Raw genomic sequence first — 19,805 nt, forward strand, 5'->3', positions numbered from 1 at the left:
TAGGTAGTCGGCTCCTGGGCTATAGGGCTGTTCTTGTTTTGGGCGACCGTAGCAGTGGGCCGGGACACGTCCGGAGGCTTCGAGTTGGATTGGTGTCAGCAGGGTTCGGTGCCCTTCGCCCAGGTTTTGGCCCAGTTCAGGCGTACGTCGGTGGCGGCGAGATCTCCGAGGTTGATCCTGCGGAAGTGTTCGCAGACGTAGCGGAGCCGGTCGGTTTCGGGTCCATCGGGGCTGACTTCCACGAGAACGAGGCGGTGCGCTGCAGGGACGTTCTTGCCGAGTAGCACCTCGTTCAGGGTGACGGTGACGTCCTCGGCCCCGGCGATGCGGCCCTTAACTTCGATGAAAACCGACTCCCCCTCGGAGGTTGTGGAGTGGATGTCGTAGCCGGTGTTGTTGTGCGGCATCTCCGTGGGGTCCCGTCCAATGGCTTGTTCGGCTGCCAGAACCGCGTCGACGGCGCGCCGCTCCACTCGTGCTGTTTCGCGGGCGTGGGTGGCGATATCGCCGGGGATGAGTCCGGCCGGGATGACCAGAGCCGCCCCGACCATAGTCGGTGGGCTCGCGGCGAGTTGTGCCTCGGCGTCGAGTTGGGCGGTGCGTCGTTCCAGGCGGGTTTCGAGGTCGCGGGCGCGGGTTTCCAGCCGTTCGGGGCTCTGCCTGTTCTTGCGTAACCGACCGGGCCTGCCAGTGCTCTGCGTATCGCGCAGTCGGGCGGCCTCGGCGTCGAGGTAGTTGATCTGTTGCACCAGCCGTTGGCGCACGGCGGCGCGGGTCTTGTCGATCAGCGGCACCAACTGGGCCCGCACTTGCTCAAGGTGTTGGGGTTGCGCGTGGGCGATCGCCCAGGACGTGGCAAGCTGCTCGACGCCGTCGGCCAACCACCCGCCCGCGAGCGCGGCCTCGGCGGCGGCCCGGGCATGCTCAGGCAGCGGCTGCAGGTCCAGGTAGGGGGCCGGGCCGATGACCGCCGCCCCGCCCGCCGGAGTGAGGGTGACGAACTCGAAGCGTTTGGACACCGCCGCCCCGGTGCCGTCGACGATCTCGGCGGTCAACGCGACGATCAAGCGGGGTTCGGTGCCGGGGTCAGTGGGGTCAAACAGCAGTGTCCCGGCTTCGAGGGCCCGTCGGTGCGTCTCGATGGTGACGTCGAGGACGGTGTCCATGAGTGGGTGTGCGGGCGCAAGCAATTCGGCGCGGCGGGCGGCGTCGGCATCGACACAGTCGGGTTCGAATGTGGTCCGCTCGTAACGCGTGGCGATCGGGATCGTCGCACCGGGACGTTGCCGAAGCCGAACCGTGGAGGGCACATTGGTGATCTCGTAGCGGCCCTGCTCTCGGCGGGTCATCCGCCCACCGAGGCGTTTGAACGCGTCGCGGAAGAACAACTCGATGTAGTAGGGCTGCAGGCGGCGGGCCCGCGCCTCGTCCATCTGTCGACGCAGCTCGTTCAGCTCGTGGGGAGTCAGCGACTCGCGGGCCAAGGCCCGTTCTCGGAGAAGATCTTCGGTTCCTTTGCCGACCTGGTCGTCGACGACACGGTCTAGCTCTGCGCGGCGTGCGGGGTCATCGCCGTAGCGGATGGCGTCCATCAGCAACTTGCTCAGCGGCTGGTCTCTGAACGCATCACCGAGCACGTCGAACAACCGGCCGCCGTAGGCGCGGCGCTGTACTTCCATTTTCTCCAGCAGCCGGGTGAACACGTGCCCTTCGCGAGTGTCGTCGGCGACCAGATTCCATAAGCGGCAGGTGTTGCGCTGGCCGATGCGGTGGATCCTCCCGAACCGCTGCTCGATGCGGTTGGGGTTCCACGGGAGGTCGTAGTTGATCATCAGATGGGCCGCTTGCAGGTTCAGCCCCTCCCCGGCGGCGTCGGTGGCCACCAGGATGCGGGTGCCGGGGTCGTGGGTGAAGGCCTCTCGGATGACTCGTCGCTGTTCACGGCGCGTGCCTCCATGAATGGTCACCACCGCATCCCCACGGCCCAGAACGTTGCGGATTTGGCTGACCAGATAGTTCAGGGTGTCGCGGTGTTCGGTGAAGATGATCAGCTTGCGGGGCCCGTCATCTCCCTGCAGCAGGGGTTCATCGAGCAGCAGGGCGCGCAGCTCGCTCCACTTGCGGTCCTCGCCGCTCTCGTTCACCGAGCGCGCCCAGGCGACCAGCTCGGTGAGCTGGGCGATCTCGATGTCGAGCTCAGCGATCGTCTGCGCTGCCGTGGCGGCATCGACGACGGCCTCTTCGAGCTGCTCGGTCTCGTCGGCGTCGAGTTCGTCGGGATCCTCCAGCCGGGTCCACCGCGACTCGGCTAACTCGTCTTCCGAGCGGGCCAGACGTGGGTCGAGCATCTCGCGGCGCTTTGTCTCCAACCGTTCACGGCGGCGCTGCAGCGAGCGGAGGATCGCGTGGGTACTCGACGCCAGACGACGCTGCAGCACGGTGAGGGCAAAGCCGACGGTGCGGGCGCGGGGGTTGTCACTGCCGAGTCGCTCTGCTCGGTTCATCTCCTCACGCACGTAACGGGTCACCTCCTCGTAGAGGTGCTTCTCCCCGTCGGACAATTGGTAGGGCACGGTCTCGGCGATCCGCTCCGGAAACAGCGGCTTGCCCTCGAACGTCAACAACTCTTCTTTGACCATCCGGCGCATCAGCCCCGAGGTGTCGGTCGTGTGCGCGCCCGAACGGTATTCACCCTCGAACCGGTCCGGGTCTAGCAGCGCGAGGAACGCCTGAAATCCTGATTCACTGCCCGCGTGGGGGGTGGCGGTCATCAGCAATAGGTGGCGGGTGATTGGGCTCAGGCGCTGGCCGAGTTCGTAGCGGCGAGTGGTGGACAACTCTCCAGCCCACCAGTTCGCCGACATACGGTGCGCCTCATCAACGATCACTAGATCCCAGTCGCTGGCGTCAAGCAGAGTCATCAGCTCGTCGTTGCGGGCCAGGTGATCCATCCGGGCGATCAGCAGCGGATACCGGGCAAACGGGTTGCCATCGACGAGCCCGCCAATCATCTCCCGCGACAGCAGCTCGGCGGCGACGCCGAACTTGGTGGCCAGTTCGTCTTGCCACTGCTCGACCAGGCTGCCCGGGGCGATGATTAGCATTCGGGTCAGATCACCCCGCAGCATCAGCTCCTTGGCGTAGAGCCCGGCCATAATCGTCTTTCCGGCCCCCGGGTCGTCGGCGAGCAGGAAGCGCAGCGGGGTGCGGGGCAGCAGCTCGCCGTAGACGGCGCGGATCTGGTGCGGCAGCGGCTCAACCGCACTCGACGAGACCGCGACCATCGGGTCGTGCAGACCGGCCATCCGGATCCGTAACGCCTCGGCAGCAAGACGGAACTCGGCAGGGTCCGCGTCGAACTGCCAGCGGGCGGTCGGGGATTCAATCGACAGCGCGGCCTCGTCGGTGCGGTAGAGCAGTCGTTGGCCCAGAGCGCCGCTGACATCCTGGAAGGTTAGCGTGACCGCATCAGGTCCGTGGGCAGTAACCGCAAGGATCGACACGGTCTGCGGCAACAAGCCGGACAATCTGAGCCCAGCCTGCAGGTCCTCCAAACGTGTCGAGGCCCCGGCGGCGGTCTGATCAGTCATCGAGTCGGCCCAGTTGCGCGGTCATGGGTGGAGGATACGAGGACTGGCCGACGCAGAGACGTGAAGACGATCGTCGACCGAGAGGCGCGAGGCCGCGTCCGACATTGTTCCCCTCCTTGAGCACAGCCCTTCAGCGGTGACTATTTCGTCTACCTCTCGGCCCAGATCCTCAACAACCCGACCTGTCACAGAAGCTGCTCGCCGGGCTCGTACCGATCATGTACAAGGAACTAACGGCGACGGCGTCGAGACCAAGCGGCTCAGTCGGCGAGCAATATTTCGAGTTTGTCAATGGAATCCTGGTCACCGGCGCGAGCTGCTTCCACCCACCACCGCTTGGCTCCTGCCATATCTTCGCGCTGATAACACAAGATCCCTAGTGCATGCTTGGCTCCCGCGTGGCCACCCGCTGAAGCATGTTGCCACCACCGCTCCGCCGCAGGTTCGTTGGCTCGATCATTGAGGAACAGGACGCCGAGGTTGTAAGCCGCGTCGTAGTGGCCAGCGAGAGCAGCTGTCCGCAACCACTGCTCAGCCCTATCCAGATCTCCACGTTGAAAGAAGATGGTCCCAAGGACGTTTTGCATTGCAACATCGCCACTCTTGGCCTCAGCAGTGATCGCTTGCAGTTCAGCGGCGGTTACGTCAATGTCCCCATGCGAGTGGACTCTAGCCGTGGTGGCGACAGGTGGCGTCATGACTCACGGCACTCGGCGTGGACGCCAAGATCGTCGTTGAAGTTGGCGAGCGAACGGTGACGTACGACCTCACCGCCAGAAGGGGAACACGATGACCACCCAGATCGAGATCGCCCAGAGGAACCATCACCGTGCTGTTTCAGCGACAGCTCGCGGCGGTCGGATGCACCTGAGTGCCCAGCCGTGCCCGTGTCGTGGAGATGGCACCAGCCCCTTTCAATTCCTATCATCGGCGGTCATGCCCGATAAACTTCCAGCACTCGCCACGCCCGCTGAGGTGGCCCAGTACCTCCACACCACGACCGCTTCTCTTGCCCAGGATCGATACAGGGGCACTGGGCCGATGTTCGTCAAACGAGGAAGGCGGGTGCTTTACCGTTGGTCAGACGTGCTGGATTGGTTGGATCGCAACACTATTCAGCGCACCGATGATCGGAGACAACAGCGATGAGCGACGCCGCCGACCGGCTCGCCCAAGCCATCCGCGACGTCGTCAACGAGGCCGTCAGCGCGGCAGCCGTCCGGCGGGAGGGCCCAACTCCGGCGCCTGCACGCGCGGTTGAACGTCCCGAGATACCCCAAGAAGATTTTCTTCTATGCCCATGGTGCGACAAGAAACATAACCGGCACCTCGTGCCGGTTAAAGAAGCCCGGCATCAGCTGGGCGGCATCAGCCCCACCACGTTCTACGCGTTGGTCAAGGACGGCGAACTGTCCCTCGTTAAGATCGGCCGCCGCTCGTTTGTCCAGGCGGAAGACCTTGACGATTTCGTAAGGAGAAAGCGATATGACCCTTCCGGTCGAACGGAAGCTGCCGGGCGCGCCCATCTCCCGCGAGCGGTTGGTTGCTGAGTGGGAGGATCTGCATCCCCGCAACGCGATGAAGGTCCTGTGGCCAGCTGTCTTTCGATGTGCACTACTCGGTGCCGGACAAGACGTACCAGTGGCGCGTGCAGCTGTCGTGCTGCTGTGTCAGGGACATGCGGAGAGCTTCATGACTGGCCCAGGAAGTTGCAGACGCTGTTGTTATGACGACTGCAAGGCATCTGAAACCGGCGGCTTGCAGCGGTGTGATCGGTCTTGACGCCGTCAAGACCCGAGAACAAAACCGCAGGTAACGAGCGGGACTGAACCGGACCGGGACGGAGCGAGCATGCAGCTCAGAAGGCATACTGCCTGGTAGAGAAGCGGGTTCGATTCCCGGCAGCTCCACCCAAAGCGCCCCGAAGAGCCATGGCCGACGCGGACGTCCGTAAAATCGAGAGAGCTTCACGAGATGCCGTCGCCAAGCTCCGACTTGCGGCACGCCAACCCCACGCTCGTGGGTGGCTCGGATGACGAAGCGGCTGGCACCAACGGGTGCGGGCAGGAGCGCCTCGGCAGTGGAGGCCCAATCTTTCTGGAGTACCGCAATGTCTCAGAATCGTTCCTGCGGTTCGTACGGCTCCGGCCACCTGATGCACTGGATTCAGGGGAAGAAGTCACACCAGGACGGGCAGCCGATTGTCAAAGTGAAGGTCGTTGCCGTTCACGACGATGGCCGCGTCGAAATCGAAGGTGACGACTTGAAACTGACGCTGTGGTATCACGATCCTGACCGTCTGCGTTCGGCGCTCATCTTCGGTGGCCGCGCCGAATGGAAGCCTAGGTATCACGTGCTATACGTGATCTCAAGTGGCTCTTTCAATCTCGCCACGGTTGAGACGGTGGCACCCTGCGTTCCAGCCATCCGTCGGCGGCCGACCGAGACGACCAGGCAGTTCATCGAGCGGGCGATGCGGGAGAACCACGGCTACACGATTCCCCAGCACTGGCTGGCTGACCTCGATGCCCTACCTGACGGTGACGCCGGGGACCCGCAGTCGGGGTATTTGGTTGGGGTCGACCCTCCAACCACGCAGGAGACGGCGCTGCTGCAGAAACTCGCAGCGAAGTTCGGTGACGCGCCTGCCACCACGAACCCCGAAGACGTCGTCCGCCAACGCCGAGAGCAACAAGCGGACTGACCGACGTCACCGCAGCGGAGCGACCTGGACAGCACAGGGCTCGCAGGGGCAGCTATCGCGTCCCGTCTCGACCAAGCTAACAAGCGTGTATCAGTTGAAACTGATATCAGTCGCAGCTAATCTCAGTTCATGATCGAACTGGCGGAGATCCGCCGCGAGGCCGGAGTTACCCAGGCCGAGATGGCGGCTCGACTGTGCACCACTCAGGGCAGCGTGTCTCAACTTGAGCGCCGGGGTGATGTGCTCTTGAGCACCTTGTCCGAGTACCTCAACGCCCTCGGAGCCAAAGCTCGCGTCACCGTAACGATCGGGGAGCGGACATTCGACCATGTCCTGGCGGGGAACCAGCAATGACCACCAACCTCACCCAGGGCGACATCACGCGCAGGAACCATCGGCGGGCGGTCCGGTTCTTCTGGACGTGGCTGATTCTCGCCACATGGGTGTCGCTGGCGGGCAACGTGGCGCATGCGTGGCTCACGGCTGCGCCCGATACTCGGCCGCTCGCTGGGAGTGTCGCCGCGGTGCCGCCCATCGTGCTCCTGCTGTCGGTCCACGGTCTTGCCGTGCTGGCCGAGGTGACCGCCTCGGGTGCTGTCTACCGCGCGGCGGTGGCCGCGACTGGAGCACTCGCGGTGGGCGCGTTCATCTTGTCGTTCGTCGCCTTGCGCGACCTCGCGGTGATCGCGGGTATCCGGCCAGGACTCGCGCCCGTCTTGCCTCTCGTCATCGATCTGGCGATCGGCGTCTCCACGCTCGCGCTCGTTGCAGTTGGTGACAAACCTGCACGTCGCAGCCGTAACGCGACGCGTAGCGCGGGAGTAACCGCGGCTCCGAGCGCGATCACCGCGACTTCGAGACGCGACGCCTCGATCGCGACACCCGCCTCCGTGGCGATGGCGGACCGCAACGACGCGAATGCGTCCGCGACGGAAGGCGCGGTTCCCAGCGCGGACGAACCGAACCGCGTACTCGCGGCCGTGCTGGTTGCTGAGAAGATCACACGCCAACCTGTCGCGGTGGTCGCGCGCATCCTCGCCGCCCACGACTCTGGTGATCCGCAGAACCGGATCGCCAAGAACACCGGGGTGCATCATTCGGCCGTATCTCGGGTTATCGCCGCCGCCGCAGCGCACCGTCAGCGCACGCTGGAACTGGTGTAGGAAACCGCAGACAGCGCAATCACTCCATGCGGAGCGACCGTCTACCGGCCCGTCACTGACTCGCGACTGCAGGACCCCCGCCGGGCATGCTGCCGTGCGCTGATGAGCGTGCTTGCGCAGCCGTCATCCCTGCCGTCTGCCACGTCGGGTGTGGTGGATGCCGGAGGCGGACCATATGACGTCCACATGCCGCCCCACATCAGCCACAGCGGACCTATCCCGACACCTATGCCTTCCGTGTTCGGGTCGCTGGCCGTCGAGAACATCAGTGTGGCCAGTATCAGCGTGCCGAGCAGCGCAAGGATGGCCAGAACGACGAATCCGTAGTGGATGGTGTTCCGTCGAAGTAGCGTTGCCCGCCACTCCCCGCCTGATCGGGATACCAGCCGGGCGGCAACGTGGTCATGGCCCCGCATCGTAGGGCCTGCTGGCTTACACCCGTACAGCAAATTCACAACAGCATCAGTCGCTCGTCAAGTAGACCATCGGCCACGAGCACATCCGTTCAGCGGCCCGCCCGTTTCCCGGCATGCCCCGCGCAGCGCAGCAAACCAGACGCAACTCGGCGTCGATTGTATCGGTATTCCTCATGGCCCTGCATGAACGCCTTGAGGACCGAATCGACTCCCGCCCAACAAAGAAACCATCGGCCATAGAGCCCGGGGGCTTTTTCGTGTTTCTGGGTTAGAGCTGGGAGATGTGTTGCTTGGCGCTGGTAACAGCCTTATCAACGCCGTCTAGTTCCCAGGCGCCGGTGATCCAAATATCATCGTCATGGACGAGCACCCAACCATCTGGGATCTTGCCCCGGGTGGTGCTGCCGTGCCGATACACAAGCACCGGCTCGTCGTGCAAGTGGTGCTTGTCGATCCACTCGGCAAACTCGTGGCCGGGCCCGTAGTAGACATCGATCTGAGTCATCGCTCTAGCACCTCCACAACGATTGTGAATGCCCGTGACACCGCGATGGGGTCATCCCAGGAATCCGACGCAGCCCGAGCCAGCAACTTGTGAAGGTGCCAGCCCTGGCAGGCGTCCGCGGAGATGGCCACTACCGCCCGTGAGGCATCGGCCCACGACAGACCGCGGAGGGCCCCTTCAAGCTGCAGCTGCACGGCGAGCTGCTGCCGGGCCGATCGGTCCGGGCAGCCGTTCTCGTCGTCCACAGAGGCAACCAGTCGGTCGAGCGCCAGGTTTTCCAGCTCGTCCCACGTCAACCGGCTCAGCGCGGGCGTTCGGTCCTTCATGGTGCAGCTGGCGCAGGCAATCCGGCCGAACTCGGAAATGATGTAACCCGTGCACTGCTGTCGGCATTGGTCGCAGCGAACCTGAGTGATCATCGCAGTTCCTCCAGTCCTTCCAGGATCTGCGAGTAGGGATTGCGCGCAGGCGCGTCCTGGTAGTGGCAACGTCCTCCCGGGTAGCACACAGCCGAACTGCCGTCAGAGGAGTAGGTGTGCCAAGCGCTGCCGTAATAGCTGGTCTTGCAGGTGTCGGCCTGGGCGGTGCCCGCGCCGAGGAGCAGGCCCAGGCCCATGGCGGCTGTCGCCAATGTCGTTGCGATCAGCTTGGTCATCACTTCACCTCCGACAGGTGGCCGGGGCATGTCTGGGCAACAGCCCCTTCGACGTAGTCGCGCCAGGTGTGTCACGGCTCGATTCATCACCGAGACCGCTGATGACGCCCTTGTAGCCGCGGTAGAGAACGTCGACCACGGTGGCGGTATCAGCGCCCTCGTCGAACATGTCGCATATGCCCTGGTCCATCGCATCAGTGATGGAGTCGGCACCGGCAGAGCCCGCGCCTACGAACAGGCCCATGATGCCGATGGCCGAGGCGCCGACAGCCACCCCGACCCTGATGCCCGTACGCTTCTTCGTGGGTGGCTGACTCCACTGCTGGTGATCGTTGTGGCCCATGATGTGGTTCTCGTGTCTCCGTGGGTCTTCTGTACTGCAACCCTTTCCGGATTGCGGTTGTGCCAATCGGCGGGCGCGTCGACACCCACCCCGGCTCCGGCCGCGGCGAGGTACAGCGTGCGGTCGGCCGTCAGTCCCAACGCCTCGGCGGTCCCGAGGATCGAGCCGCCATAGGAATGACCGACGTAGGTCACCGGGATCGATCGGGTGCTCACGGCGCGGTCGACGTCCTCACTGAAGGCCACCAGCCGCGGCGCCATGTCCAGCGCGTAGCGCGGATCCGCGGCGGCCACCAGGGCGGCCGCCACGTTGTCGCCCCGCGGGAAGGGGCCGCCCAGATAGCTGATGGTCGCGACGTCGCCGCGGGTGGCGCTCACGAACCGCCGCGCGGTCTGGGTGTTGGGCCGCGAATCCTCGATCGTGGTGTTCAACCCGGGGACCAGCACCGCGACACTCCTGGCGGTCGCCAGGTCCCCGTTGAGTTCGATCAGCGAGGCCCGCCCGGGGTCGAACGCGAGGATCTGCCGGTCGATGCGACGACCGGTGCGGGCCGGGTCGTCGACCTCGCCGAGCAGGCTCCGGTAGAACGCTATGCGCCGCGTCGACTCTGGATCCGTGCCCCGCTCGTCGACGATCGCCCCCGCGATGTTGACCCTGTTCGCCGCGATCCGCATGGCCCACGGCACCCCGTCGGTATTGCCGGTCTGCCGGGGGAATTCGGCGATCAGCCGGTCCCGCTGATCCGGTGTCATCGCCGCGATCTGGCCGGCGATGCGGTCCTGGCTCATCGCGGGCCAGCCCGCGACGACGTCGGCGGCCTCGACCGGCCGGGCGCCGGCCGGGACCGTCGGCGCCCCGCGCTGCGCCGGGGGCACCGACGCGAACGCCTCGTCGATGTCGTGTGCGGCGTCGGCGTCCGCGGCGCCGAGCCGGTCCAGTGCGGTCACGAGTTGTGCGCTGATGTCCGTCGCGCGCATCCCCAACATGTCCCGCGCCACGCCGCCGTCGCCCCCCGACATCGCGGTCAACAGCGGCGAGGGGTCGGTATCAGGCGAGACGGTTCCATCGTCCGTGACGATGAATCCGGCGGTTCTGGCATCGGCGACCCGCGCCAACACCGCATCGCGTGCGGCGCCGATCTGGTCGGCGCCATCGGTCGCGGCCACCGACGCGGTGATCAGGGTGCGCGCGACGGCTTCCCCCGCGGCGGCGAACACCGCAGCGTCGCGCTGCGCGGCATCGGCGGCTTCACCCCGCCAGAACTCGGCACAGCGGCGGCTTTCGGCCATCACGGCCTCGAGGTCGGCCTTCACCCGCCGGGCCACCTCGTCCCACCCGTCGGCCAGGCGGCGCAGTGCATCCGGTCGCCACGCCTCGGCCTGCGAGACGCGGGGCCGGTTCACTTCGGACGGAAGCGCTCGCCGTTGCGCCGGTCGGCGCGCTCGAACGCGTCGGCCGACATGTGTGCCGCCACGGCCCACCCCCGCATGTTGGCGACGACGTCGGACAGGCGCGCGGCGATCAGCACGGGCGCGGCAGCTCCGCTCACCGCCGAGCCGGCCAGGTCTTCGGGATCCATTGCAGCCCAACGTATTTCCGAGATCCGCTCGGCGGCCTCCATCACGTGATCAGCGGTCGCCCGTAACCGGGTCAGGTCGACTTCAGTGATTTCCCCCATGGCTCATGCTGGCAGATCGGCCGCCGGTGGCGCCGAAGTTATCCACAGGGCCCCGGGAGATCCATCCGACCCAGGTCAGCCACCCGCCCAGCAGCGTCAGCAGCCCGAAAAAGATTCGGGCGCTGGTCAGCAGACCCGGGTCGGCCAGGGCGTCACCCGCACCGGTCTCGATCGCCGACGGGAACGCCATCAAGGTGAGTCCGCGCAGGGCGACGAACCAGCCGAAAAGCGAGATGAGTGCGGCGGAGAAGCCGCGCCAGTACTGGTGGAAGGCGATCACCAGGAGGCCGGCGATCAGCATCATGGCGCCCAGGATCCAGGGCAGGGCGGCGTTGGCGAAAAGGTCTTGGACGAGACCGGTCAGATCCGGCAGGCGGATGGTGATGACCAGCGTGACGAGTGCGAGGAACGGGCCTATGACGCGGGCGAACGCGCGGGTCCGTGCGACGGTCGCGGCGCGGACGGGCTGGGACATGTCGAGAGCTCCCCAGTAAATAAACCGACGGACGGTCTATTTATAGACTATCCTCGGCAACCGTGGCAAGACTGGTCAAGCCCGACGAGCATGCGGCACGGCGGACAGAGATCCTCGACGCGGCGCTGCAGTTGATGCACGACAAGGGCTACGAGCGGATGACGATCGAGGATCTGCTGAGCACGATGCAGATGTCCAAGGGCGCGCTGTACCACTATTTCCGGTCCAAACGTGCACTGTTGGACGGTGTCGTCGAGGCGATGGGTGACGGTGCCGCCCGCGAGTTGCGGGTGGTGGTGAACGATCCGGCACTCGGCGCCGTCGACAAGCTCCATGCCTACTTCGCGACGTCGTCGGCGTGGAAGGCCGGGAATTTCACCGCCGTCTCCACCGCGATGCGGTTGTGGCGCGACGAGAACAACGCCCTGCTGCGGCAGAAGATCTCCCAGGAGACGATGCGGAACACAACGCCGATGCTCGAAGCGATCATTCGGCAGGGTTGCGACGAGGGCGTCTTCGATACCGGTTATCCACACGAAGCGGCGGTGATCATCACAGGCATGGGCCTGCACCTGGCCGATGCCTTCATCGACGCACTCGACGCCGACGGATCGATCGGTGCGGACATCACGGGTCCGCACATCCAGGGCTTGCTGGACGCGTACCTCCAGGCGTTCGAGCGCATCCTTGGAGCCGCGGCCGGGTCGTTGGCGATCGCGAAGTGAGGCCGGGTCGAATCGCCTTCAACGGCAACCTTCGGCGCGGCTTGCCTGCCACGCCCGGCGAGCAACCAGTACGCTCGATGACGTGCAGCGACGAATCATGGGCATCGAGACAGAATTCGGTGTCACCTGCACGTTCCACGGACACCGTCGGCTCAGCCCCGACGAGGTTGCCCGCTATCTGTTCCGGCGGGTGGTGTCGTGGGGCCGCAGCTCCAATGTCTTTCTGCGCAACGGCGCGCGGTTGTACCTCGACGTGGGCAGCCACCCCGAGTACGCCACCGCCGAGTGCGACAACCTGATCCAGCTGGTCACCCACGATCGCGCCGGCGAGCGCGTTCTGGAAGACCTGCTGATCGACGCCGAGCAGCGACTCGCGGATGAAGGCATCGGCGGTGACATCTACCTCTTCAAGAACAACACGGACTCGGCGGGCAACTCCTACGGCTGCCACGAGAACTACCTCATCGTGCGGGCCGGCGAGTTCTCCCGGATCTCCGATGTGCTTCTGCCGTTCCTGGTCACCCGCCAGCTGATCTGCGGCGCGGGGAAGGTGCTGCAGACACCCAAGGCGGCGACGTTCTGCCTGAGTCAGCGCGCCGAGCACATCTGGGAAGGCGTGTCGTCGGCGACCACGCGCTCGAGACCGATCATCAACACCCGCGACGAACCGCACGCCGACGCCGAGAAATACCGTCGACTGCACGTCATCGTCGGTGACTCGAACATGTGCGAATCCACCACGATGCTCAAGGTGGGCACGGCGTCGTTGGTGCTGGAGATGATCGAAGCAGGGGTGCCGTTCCGCGACTTCTCGCTGGACAATCCGATCCGCGCCATCCGCGAGGTCAGCCACGATCTGACCGGCCGGCGGCCCGTCCGGTTGGCCGGTGGGCGGCAGGCCAGCGCACTGGACATCCAGCGTGAGTACTACGCCAGGGCCGTGGAGTACCTGCAGACCCGCGAACCGAACTCGCAGATCGAGCAGGTCGTCGACCTGTGGAGCCGTCAACTCGACGCGGTCGAGAGCCAGGACTTCGCAAAGGTCGACACCGAGATCGACTGGGTGATCAAGCGCAAGCTGTTCCAGCGTTACCAGGATCGCTACAACATGGAGTTGTCCGATCCGAAGATCAGCCAGCTCGACCTCGCCTACCACGACATCAAGCGCGGCCGCGGTGTGTTCGACCTGTTGCAGCGCAAGGGGCTGGCCGCGCGGGTGACCACCGATGAGGACATCGAGGCCGCGGTCAACACCCCGCCGCAGACCACCCGGGCCAAGCTGCGGGGCGAGTTCATCAGCGCCGCACAGGAAGCCGGCCGCGACTTCACCGTCGACTGGGTCCACCTCAAGCTCAACGACCAGGCCCAACGCACCGTGCTGTGCAAGGATCCGTTCCGGTCGGTCGACGAACGGGTCAAGCGCCTGATCGCGAGCATGTAGTCAGCCCGACTCCCGGATCACCAAGGTCGGGGCCAGTCGCTCCGACTCCGGGTGTCCACCACCGATCATGTCGATGAGCAGTTCGATGCCGCGCCTGCCCATTTCGTGCATGGGGGAGTGCACGGTGGTCATCGGTGTCGGCAACTCGGCGACGAGCGGGGTGTCGTTGTAGCCGATCAGGGAGATGTCATCGGGCACCCGGAGTCCCCGGTCGCGCAGTACGCCGAGAGCCCCGATTGCGGCGAAGTCGTTGGTCGCGAAGATCGCATCCGGATACGGCTCGGTGGCCAGCAGTTTCTCGGCGGCCTCGCGACCGCCTGCCGCGTCGAACGGGCCCCACGCGATGCGGTCCGGCGGCACGGTCAAACCGGCCTCGGCGAAAGCGTCGACCGCGCCCTTCGTGCGTTCGATCGCCGTCGAGGCGAAGGGCAGGCCGGCCAGTACCGCGAGGTCGCGCCGGCCCGCGTTGACCAGCCGGCGCCCGACCAGTTGGCCGCCCAGCAAGTCGTCGCAGGTTACCGACACATAGTCGGCGCTGCGGCGCGACACCAGCACAAACGGGACACCGCGCGCCGCGACGCCGGCGAGCAGTGGGTCGTGGTGGTGGGCGTCGCCGAAGATCATCCCCTCGACGCGACGCTGCAGCATCATCTCGGTGCGAAGTGCCTTGATGTCGGGGTCATCGAGCGAGTTCGTGACAAACGTCGAGTACCCGTTCTCCGTCGCCGCCTCCTCGATGCCCTCGTAGATGGTGGCGAGTACGAAGTCCTGTAGGCGTGGCACCAGCACGCCGACCAGCCCGGATCTGGCGGTGCGCAGACTGGCGGCGTGCGGATTGGCGCGATAGGCCCACGAGGTGGCGCACTCCCTGATTCGTGCCACCGTCTGGGCCGAGGCCCAGCGCTGGGCTTCGGCGTCTTCGGCGTTCAGCACCCGCGACACCGTCGAGACGCTGACCCCGACCTCATCGGCGATCATGCGCAAGGTCACCGGGGCCAGCCGCCCCTCGCCTGCCGCGCCCCCCGTGTCCGTCATCGCCCCTCCTGAACCCCCGCCAGGTCCGCTCGGACGCCCTGCGTAGCGAAACCCTAACGGTGTGGGCGCGAGGAAACACCGGCGTTCCAGAGAGTTTACCCAAACGATTGACGCAAAGGTTTGTGTCGAACGATTGTGTGGTGTCTACTGGCATGAGAGCTGCACCACATTCGCGCGACCGTCGCGAGTTCGCGACGGTCCATGGAGAACGGTCGAGCTGATGCCCCGCGTTGTTGTCCTCGCCACCGGCGGCACCATCTCGTCGCGCCGCGCCAACGGTGCGGTCACGGCCGTGGATGACGTCGCGGCGGTGACCGCGGGTGTCGAGTTGGGCGACGACATCACCCTCGAGCCGCACGATGTGCTGCGTGTCGGCTCCTATCGGATGTCGTTGGCCGACCTACGAACGCTGGCCGAGGAAGTGACCCGCAGGCTGGATCGCCCCGACGTGGACGGCGTGGTGATCACCCACGGAACCGACGCCCTCGAAGAGACGGCGATCCTGCTCGACCTCATCCACACCGCCGCCAAACCCGTCGTGCTCACCGGAGCGCAGCGCGCCGCCGACATCGCGGACACCGACGGCCCGCGCAACCTGCGTGACGCGATCACGGTCGCCGCCGATCCCGCCGCCCGTGGGCACGGCGTGATGGTGGTTTTCGGCGGGACGGTGCACGCCGCACGTGGGGTACGCAAATCACACACCGTCGACCTCGCCGCATTCACCAGCCCGGCGGGCGTGATCGGTGACGTCTACACGGGAACGCCGCGGCTGCACAGGGTTCCGGCCCGGCCGGTGCCGCTGGCGCTTCCGGATGCCCGCTTCGATGAAATCCGGGTCGATATCGTCGCCGCGTATCCCGGCGGCGATGACCTGTTGCTGCGGGCCGCGGTGGCCGCCGGGGCGCGCGGAATCGTCCTTGCGGCAATGGGAATCGGCAACGCGCCGCCAGGCGTGGCCCACACCGTCGCCGAAATCACCCGCACCGGCGTGGTGGTCGCCCTGTCCACCCGTGTCGCGGCCGGACCGGTTCTGCCGGTCTACGGCGACGGCGGCGGTGCCGATCTGGTGGCGGCGGGCGCCGTGCCGGTCGCGTTGCCCGCCTCGCAAACCCGTATCGCGTTGGCGCTGTTGCTGTCATCGGGCCGCTCGCCCGCCGAAGTCACCGGCGATCTCGACGCGTACGCGTAACCCCGGCTATCCGCTTTTCAATCGAATTTCGAAAGGAATGTGAACGTGGCTGGAAACGGTAAGGAAATCTTCGTTGCCTTCGGCGTCGACGTCGACGCTGTAGGCGGCTGGCTGGGCTCCTACGGAGGCGAGGACTCGCCGGGTGATATCAGCCGCGGCGTGTTCGCGGGGGAGGTGGGAGTGCCCCGGCTCAACCGGCTCTTCGACCGCTACGGGCTGACCACCACATGGTTCTGGCCCGGTCACTCCGTGGAGACGTTCCCCGAGCAGTTCGACGAGGTGATCGGCGCCGGCCATGAGATCGGTGTGCACGGCTACAGCCACGAGAACCCGATCGCGATGAGCCGCGAACAGGAATCCGAGATCCTGGACCACTGCATCGATCTCATCACCACGAGGACGGGGCGACGGCCCACCGGCTATGTCGCGCCGTGGTGGGAGTTCAGCAGGGTCACCAACGAATTGCTGATCGAGCGCGGAATCAAGTACGACCACTCGCTGATGCACCGCGACTTCGAGCCCTACTACGTGCGGGTCGGCGACTCGTGGACCCCGATCAACTACGACCAGCCGGCGTCCACCTGGATGAAGCCACTGATCCGCGGCGAGGAGACCGATCTCGTGGAGATCCCCGCCAGCTGGTACCTCGATGACCTACCGCCGATGATGTTCATCAAGACCAGCCCGAACAGCCACGGCTTCGTCAACCCGAGGCACATCGAAGAGATGTGGCGAGACCAGTTCGACTGGGTCTATCGCGAAAGCGACTACGCGGTCTTCACGTTCACCATCCATCCGGATGTGTCGGGACGGCCACAGGTGCTGTTGATGCTCGAGCGTCTCATCGAGCACATCAACACCCATGCGGGCGTCACCTGGACCACATTCGACGCCATCGCCGACGACTTCCTGGCGCGCCGACCGCGCCGGGCCAAGGCCTGACACCGCCTCTACCGACCGAAGGACCTCCAGCGTGACCACTCCACCGGATCCGCCCCCGGGCACCACCGTGCCGCCGCTGCGCCGAGTTGGTGTCCGCGAAACCCGGCGCGCCACAAGCATCGCGTTCTTCGCGTGGACCATCGCCGTTTACGACTTCATCTTGTTCGGCACCCTGCTCCCGCGAATCAGCGAATCGTTCGGTTGGAGCACCAGTCACGCCCCGCGATCGTGGTGCTCGGTGTCGGGCCCATGGTCGATCGGCTCGGCCGGCGCAAGGGAATGATCATCTCCGTGGCGGGCACCGCGGCCTCGTCGGCGGCCACCGCAGCCACCACCGGGGCGGCCAGCCTGATCGGGGTCCGCTCGATCAGCGGCCTGGGTTTGGCCGAGCAATCCGTCAACGCCACCTACCTCAACGAGCTCTACGCCGTCACCGAAGATGAAAAGATCCGCCGCAACCGCGGTTTCGTGTATTCCATGGTGCAGACCGGCTGGCCGATCGGTGCACTGCTCGCCGCGGCGTTCGTCGCCGTCGTCACGTCGATCTTCGGTGCCGACTCGTGGCGGCTGGCGTTCCTGCTGGCTACGATTCCGGCCGTGCTCGTCGCGCTGCTGTGCCGAACCCTGCGGGAGAGCCCGCAATTCGAGCTGCAGCAGCAGGTCCGACAGCTGCGCAAGGACGGTGACACCGCCGGTGCCGCCAGGCTCGCCACCGCGCACGACATCGACAACCACTCCGCGGCGCCGTTCAAGCGGATATTCCATGGCGTGCACCTGCGAAACACGGTCGTGTTGTCGGTGGCGTGGCTGTTCAATTGGTTCGCCATCCAAACCTTTTCGGTGCTCGGCACCACCGTGCTGGAGAGCGGTAAGGGTATCGACGCGTCCAACACCTTGTTGATGGTGGTGGTATCCAACCTGGTGGGTGCGATGGGTTACCTGGCCCACGGCTGGGCCGGTGACCGGTTCGGCAGGCGTAACACCATCGCGGTCGGCTGGCTGGCGTCCGGCGCCTTCTTCGCCGCATGCTGCTCGGCCCCGCCACCCCGGTCTACGTGATCGTCACCTACATGCTGGGGCTGTTCTTCCTGCTGGGCCCGTACGCGGCGATCATGTTCTTCCAGGCCGAGTGCTTCAGCATCGAATGTCGCGCGACGGGCAGCTCCTTCATCGGCGCGATGAGCCAGCCGGGCGCCATCATCGCCGGTTTCATCCTCACCGGGTTGACTGCCGCGTCGGTGGGTTACTCGACCGCCGCACTGCTGGTCGGGGCGGTCGGCGCCGTCATCTCGGCCGTGGTGGTGATGTTCGCGCACACGGTGACCTCCGGCGACGAATTGGAAGAATCCGTGACAACCGAAGAGGCCCCCGCGTGACCACACCGACCGCCCCCGTCGCGATCGTCACCGGCGCCGCGTCCGGCATCGGCGCAGCGACCGCGGTGACCTTGGCCCGCGCCGGCTACCGCGTCGGCATCGGCAGCTACTCCGGCGATCCGCACGACCCCGGCAAAACCCTTGCCGCCGTGCAGGAGACCGGCGGTGAGGCAACCGTGATCGAGGTGGACGTGCGCGACACCGCATCGGTGAACGCGTTCGTCGATGCGGCGGTGGGGCGCTGGGGGCGGCTGGACACCGCGATTGCCAACGCGGGCATTCTTCGCGCCGCGCCGTTCGCGGCGATGACCGATGAGCAGTGGGACGACGTGCTGCAGGTCGATCTCCACGGAGTGATGCGCACTGCGCGCGCCGCGATGGCCCACCTCGGCGCCGGCGGATCAATCGTCGCGGTGTCCTCGATCGCGGGTGGTGTGTACGGGTGGGGTGAACACGCGCACTACGCCACCGCGAAGGCCGGAGTGATCGGCCTGGTGCGCAGCCTGGCCGTCGAACATGGCCCGCGCGGCATCCGGGCGAACGCGATCATCCCCGGCCTCATCGAGACCCCCCAGTCGCTGGATGCCGTGAACTCACTCGGCGCCGACGGTCTGCGGGCCGCCGGTGGCTACATTCCTGCCGGCCGAGTCGGGCGTCCGGAGGAAATCGCCTCGGTCGCAGCTTTTTGGCCAGCGACGCCGCCTCCTATATCAACGGCCAGGCGATCATCGTCGATGGCGCGCTGACCGTCGCGATGCGCGACTGACCGAGAGGAGCCCGATGAGTGTCCCGCAGAGCAACCTGCTGGCCGGACGCACCGCACTGGTCACCGGTGCGGCCAGCGGTATCGGCCGCGCGATCGCCGCGCACTATCTGGCCGCCGGCGCCCGGGTGGTGCTGGCCGACCGGGCCGAATCGGTTATCGGGGCCGCAGCCGACCTCGGTGCCGCCGGCGGGTTGGTGTTCGAAGCCACCGACGAGCGGCAGGTGGCGGACACCGTCGCCGCGGCCACGGCGGTGCTGGATCGCATCGACATCCTGGTCTGTTCGCACGGCATCCTGACCCAGTCGCCGCTGGTACAGATGCCGCTGGCGCAGTGGCGCGAAACGCTGGACATCGACCTGTGCAGCGTGTTTCTGCTCAACCGCGCGGTGCTGGCCGGCATGCTGGCGGCCGGCGACGGGCGCATCATCAACGTCGCATCTCAGCTCGGGATCAAGGGCGGCGAATCGCTGGCGCACTACGCAGCCGCCAAGGGTGGTGTCATCGCGATGACCAAATCGCTTGCCCGGGAGGTTTCTTCCCGCGGAGTACTGGTCAACGCCATTGCGCCCGGTCCCATCGAGACGCCGCTGCTGGCCGGTATCGACGAGAACTGGCGAATCGCCAAGTGCGCTCGAACTCCCGCTGGGGCGGATCGGCGCCGCCGACGAGGTCGCCCCCACCGCCGTCCTGCTGGCATCCGATCCGGGCGGAAACCTGTTCGTCGGGCAGGTGCTCGGCCCCAACTCCGGTGACGTGATGCCCTGATGTGCGGTGCGTGCGGCGCCGGGCCCGATGAACC

At 66.1% G+C, this 19,805-nt stretch carries 22 protein-coding genes, 2 pseudogenes and 1 riboswitch; of the genes and pseudogenes, 13 read left to right on the forward strand and 11 right to left on the reverse strand.

All coding sequences use genetic code 11. From position 1 onward, the window contains the following. Nucleotides 1-95: 95 nt before the first annotated feature. Together ACVWWN_RS20875 and ACVWWN_RS20880 are read right to left on the reverse strand one after the other, a co-directional pair. On the reverse strand, nucleotides 96-3,590 hold the full coding sequence (locus ACVWWN_RS20875) for a helicase-related protein (RefSeq protein WP_457145547.1): 3,495 nt from the start codon (nucleotides 3,588-3,590) through the stop codon (nucleotides 96-98). Between the two features lie 260 nt (nucleotides 3,591-3,850). Continuing rightward, complete coding sequence (locus ACVWWN_RS20880; RefSeq protein WP_457145548.1) at nucleotides 3,851-4,288, reverse strand: tetratricopeptide repeat protein; 438 nt, start codon at nucleotides 4,286-4,288, stop codon at nucleotides 3,851-3,853. A 447-nt stretch (nucleotides 4,289-4,735) separates the two neighbouring features. Here ACVWWN_RS20880 and ACVWWN_RS20885 point away from each other — a divergent pair, with 447 nt between their 5' ends. The 4 genes from ACVWWN_RS20885 (at nucleotide 4,736) to ACVWWN_RS20900 (ending at nucleotide 7,457) form a co-directional block, all read left to right on the forward strand. After that, a complete protein-coding gene (locus tag ACVWWN_RS20885; protein ID WP_457145549.1) occupies nucleotides 4,736-5,140 on the forward strand; it encodes a helix-turn-helix domain-containing protein in 405 nt (134 codons plus the stop codon). A gap of 415 nt (nucleotides 5,141-5,555) precedes the next feature. Beyond that, nucleotides 5,556-5,666: riboswitch (SAM riboswitch) on the forward strand. Nucleotides 5,667-5,700: 34 nt separating this feature from the next. Further along, entirely contained in the window at nucleotides 5,701-6,294 is a 594-nt protein-coding gene (locus tag ACVWWN_RS20890; RefSeq protein WP_457145550.1) for a hypothetical protein, read from the forward strand. Between the two features lie 129 nt (nucleotides 6,295-6,423). Then, on the forward strand, nucleotides 6,424-6,648 hold the full coding sequence (locus ACVWWN_RS20895; protein ID WP_457145551.1) for a helix-turn-helix domain-containing protein: 225 nt from the start codon (nucleotides 6,424-6,426) through the stop codon (nucleotides 6,646-6,648). Further along, nucleotides 6,645-7,457 carry a DUF2637 domain-containing protein gene (locus tag ACVWWN_RS20900; RefSeq protein ID WP_457145552.1) on the forward strand — a complete coding sequence of 271 codons (813 nt, stop codon included), beginning with the start codon at nucleotides 6,645-6,647 and terminating at the stop codon, nucleotides 7,455-7,457. The genes ACVWWN_RS20895 and ACVWWN_RS20900 overlap by 4 nt, the downstream gene beginning before the upstream one ends. Nucleotides 7,458-7,737: 280 nt before the next feature. Here the strand turns inward: ACVWWN_RS20900 and ACVWWN_RS20905 are convergent, their stop codons facing one another. The 8 genes from ACVWWN_RS20905 to ACVWWN_RS20940 form a co-directional block, all read right to left on the reverse strand. Then, entirely contained in the window at nucleotides 7,738-7,863 is a 126-nt protein-coding gene (locus ACVWWN_RS20905; RefSeq protein ID WP_457145553.1) for a DUF2510 domain-containing protein, read from the reverse strand. A 278-nt stretch (nucleotides 7,864-8,141) separates the two neighbouring features. Continuing rightward, entirely contained in the window at nucleotides 8,142-8,378 is a 237-nt protein-coding gene (locus ACVWWN_RS20910; protein ID WP_457145554.1) for a hypothetical protein, read from the reverse strand. Beyond that, nucleotides 8,375-8,797, reverse strand: coding sequence for a hypothetical protein (locus tag ACVWWN_RS20915; protein ID WP_457145555.1), 423 nt, complete (start codon nucleotides 8,795-8,797; stop codon nucleotides 8,375-8,377). The genes ACVWWN_RS20910 and ACVWWN_RS20915 overlap by 4 nt, the downstream gene beginning before the upstream one ends. Continuing rightward, nucleotides 8,794-9,033: a hypothetical protein gene (locus ACVWWN_RS20920; protein WP_457145556.1), complete on the reverse strand. Its 240-nt coding sequence runs from the start codon at nucleotides 9,031-9,033 to the stop codon at nucleotides 8,794-8,796. Before ACVWWN_RS20920 ends, ACVWWN_RS20915 begins: the two co-directional genes overlap by 4 nt. Nucleotides 9,034-9,037: 4 nt before the next feature. Then, nucleotides 9,038-9,277, reverse strand: coding sequence for a hypothetical protein (locus tag ACVWWN_RS20925; RefSeq protein WP_457145557.1), 240 nt, complete (start codon nucleotides 9,275-9,277; stop codon nucleotides 9,038-9,040). Beyond that, nucleotides 9,262-10,779 carry an alpha/beta hydrolase gene (locus tag ACVWWN_RS20930; protein WP_457145558.1) on the reverse strand — a complete coding sequence of 506 codons (1,518 nt, stop codon included), beginning with the start codon at nucleotides 10,777-10,779 and terminating at the stop codon, nucleotides 9,262-9,264. The genes ACVWWN_RS20925 and ACVWWN_RS20930 overlap by 16 nt, the downstream gene beginning before the upstream one ends. Next, on the reverse strand, nucleotides 10,776-11,054 hold the full coding sequence (locus ACVWWN_RS20935) for a DUF7162 family protein (RefSeq protein ID WP_457145559.1): 279 nt from the start codon (nucleotides 11,052-11,054) through the stop codon (nucleotides 10,776-10,778). Before ACVWWN_RS20935 ends, ACVWWN_RS20930 begins: the two co-directional genes overlap by 4 nt. Beyond that, complete coding sequence (locus ACVWWN_RS20940) at nucleotides 11,038-11,529, reverse strand: hypothetical protein (RefSeq protein ID WP_457145560.1); 492 nt, start codon at nucleotides 11,527-11,529, stop codon at nucleotides 11,038-11,040. Before ACVWWN_RS20940 ends, ACVWWN_RS20935 begins: the two co-directional genes overlap by 17 nt. A gap of 62 nt (nucleotides 11,530-11,591) precedes the next feature. Between ACVWWN_RS20940 and ACVWWN_RS20945 the strand changes: the two genes are divergently transcribed. Beyond that, the gene (locus tag ACVWWN_RS20945) at nucleotides 11,592-12,254 is read left to right on the forward strand and encodes a TetR/AcrR family transcriptional regulator (RefSeq protein WP_457145561.1); all 663 of its coding nucleotides are present in this window, start codon (nucleotides 11,592-11,594) and stop codon (nucleotides 12,252-12,254) included. An 82-nt stretch (nucleotides 12,255-12,336) separates the two neighbouring features. Next, nucleotides 12,337-13,695 (forward strand): Pup--protein ligase, encoded by a 1,359-nt coding sequence (gene pafA, locus ACVWWN_RS20950; protein ID WP_457145562.1) that lies wholly within the window; start codon nucleotides 12,337-12,339, stop codon nucleotides 13,693-13,695. Here pafA and ACVWWN_RS20955 read toward each other — a convergent pair whose 3' ends face one another. After that, entirely contained in the window at nucleotides 13,696-14,730 is a 1,035-nt protein-coding gene (locus ACVWWN_RS20955) for a LacI family DNA-binding transcriptional regulator (protein ID WP_457145563.1), read from the reverse strand. It abuts the gene before it with no gap. A gap of 220 nt (nucleotides 14,731-14,950) precedes the next feature. On the opposite strand from ACVWWN_RS20955, the gene ACVWWN_RS20960 reads away from it, so the two are divergent. The 7 genes and pseudogenes from ACVWWN_RS20960 (at nucleotide 14,951) to ACVWWN_RS20990 (ending at nucleotide 19,771) form a co-directional block, all read left to right on the forward strand. Continuing rightward, entirely contained in the window at nucleotides 14,951-15,922 is a 972-nt protein-coding gene (locus ACVWWN_RS20960; RefSeq protein ID WP_457145564.1) for an asparaginase, read from the forward strand. A gap of 45 nt (nucleotides 15,923-15,967) precedes the next feature. Continuing rightward, on the forward strand, nucleotides 15,968-16,864 hold the full coding sequence (locus ACVWWN_RS20965) for a polysaccharide deacetylase family protein (RefSeq protein ID WP_457145565.1): 897 nt from the start codon (nucleotides 15,968-15,970) through the stop codon (nucleotides 16,862-16,864). Between the two features lie 31 nt (nucleotides 16,865-16,895). Further along, complete coding sequence (locus ACVWWN_RS20970; RefSeq protein ID WP_457145566.1) at nucleotides 16,896-17,147, forward strand: hypothetical protein; 252 nt, start codon at nucleotides 16,896-16,898, stop codon at nucleotides 17,145-17,147. Next, nucleotides 17,114-17,923: an MFS transporter gene (locus ACVWWN_RS20975; RefSeq protein WP_457145567.1), complete on the forward strand. Its 810-nt coding sequence runs from the start codon at nucleotides 17,114-17,116 to the stop codon at nucleotides 17,921-17,923. Before ACVWWN_RS20970 ends, ACVWWN_RS20975 begins: the two co-directional genes overlap by 34 nt. After that, entirely contained in the window at nucleotides 17,890-18,240 is a 351-nt protein-coding gene (locus ACVWWN_RS20980; RefSeq protein ID WP_457145568.1) for a hypothetical protein, read from the forward strand. Before ACVWWN_RS20975 ends, ACVWWN_RS20980 begins: the two co-directional genes overlap by 34 nt. Then, nucleotides 18,237-19,006: pseudogene (locus tag ACVWWN_RS20985) on the forward strand (SDR family NAD(P)-dependent oxidoreductase). Before ACVWWN_RS20980 ends, ACVWWN_RS20985 begins: the two are co-directional and overlap by 4 nt. A gap of 14 nt (nucleotides 19,007-19,020) precedes the next feature. Beyond that, nucleotides 19,021-19,771: pseudogene (locus ACVWWN_RS20990) on the forward strand (SDR family NAD(P)-dependent oxidoreductase). Nucleotides 19,772-19,805: the final 34 nt, after the last annotated feature.

The organism is Mycobacterium sp. URHB0021 (assembly GCF_054057895.1).

What these genes read in the sequence shown, in the direction of transcription:
- ACVWWN_RS20875 (WP_457145547.1), bottom strand. Translation starts at nt 3,590, where the DNA reads ATGACTGATCAGACCGCCGCCGGGGCCTCGACACGTTTGGAGGACCTG.
- ACVWWN_RS20880 (WP_457145548.1), bottom strand. Translation starts at nt 4,288, where the DNA reads ATGACGCCACCTGTCGCCACCACGGCTAGAGTCCACTCGCATGGGGAC.
- ACVWWN_RS20885 (WP_457145549.1), top strand. Translation starts at nt 4,736, where the DNA reads ATGAGCGACGCCGCCGACCGGCTCGCCCAAGCCATCCGCGACGTCGTC.
- ACVWWN_RS20890 (WP_457145550.1), top strand. Translation starts at nt 5,701, where the DNA reads ATGTCTCAGAATCGTTCCTGCGGTTCGTACGGCTCCGGCCACCTGATG.
- ACVWWN_RS20895 (WP_457145551.1), top strand. Translation starts at nt 6,424, where the DNA reads ATGATCGAACTGGCGGAGATCCGCCGCGAGGCCGGAGTTACCCAGGCC.
- ACVWWN_RS20900 (WP_457145552.1), top strand. Translation starts at nt 6,645, where the DNA reads ATGACCACCAACCTCACCCAGGGCGACATCACGCGCAGGAACCATCGG.
- ACVWWN_RS20905 (WP_457145553.1), bottom strand. Translation starts at nt 7,863, where the DNA reads ATGACCACGTTGCCGCCCGGCTGGTATCCCGATCAGGCGGGGAGTGGC.
- ACVWWN_RS20910 (WP_457145554.1), bottom strand. Translation starts at nt 8,378, where the DNA reads ATGACTCAGATCGATGTCTACTACGGGCCCGGCCACGAGTTTGCCGAG.
- ACVWWN_RS20915 (WP_457145555.1), bottom strand. Translation starts at nt 8,797, where the DNA reads ATGATCACTCAGGTTCGCTGCGACCAATGCCGACAGCAGTGCACGGGT.
- ACVWWN_RS20920 (WP_457145556.1), bottom strand. Translation starts at nt 9,033, where the DNA reads ATGACCAAGCTGATCGCAACGACATTGGCGACAGCCGCCATGGGCCTG.
- ACVWWN_RS20925 (WP_457145557.1), bottom strand. Translation starts at nt 9,277, where the DNA reads ATGGGCCTGTTCGTAGGCGCGGGCTCTGCCGGTGCCGACTCCATCACT.
- ACVWWN_RS20935 (WP_457145559.1), bottom strand. Translation starts at nt 11,054, where the DNA reads ATGGGGGAAATCACTGAAGTCGACCTGACCCGGTTACGGGCGACCGCT.
- ACVWWN_RS20940 (WP_457145560.1), bottom strand. Translation starts at nt 11,529, where the DNA reads ATGTCCCAGCCCGTCCGCGCCGCGACCGTCGCACGGACCCGCGCGTTC.
- ACVWWN_RS20955 (WP_457145563.1), bottom strand. Translation starts at nt 14,730, where the DNA reads ATGACGGACACGGGGGGCGCGGCAGGCGAGGGGCGGCTGGCCCCGGTG.
- ACVWWN_RS20960 (WP_457145564.1), top strand. Translation starts at nt 14,951, where the DNA reads ATGCCCCGCGTTGTTGTCCTCGCCACCGGCGGCACCATCTCGTCGCGC.
- ACVWWN_RS20975 (WP_457145567.1), top strand. Translation starts at nt 17,114, where the DNA reads ATGGTCGATCGGCTCGGCCGGCGCAAGGGAATGATCATCTCCGTGGCG.
- ACVWWN_RS20980 (WP_457145568.1), top strand. Translation starts at nt 17,890, where the DNA reads ATGCTGCTCGGCCCCGCCACCCCGGTCTACGTGATCGTCACCTACATG.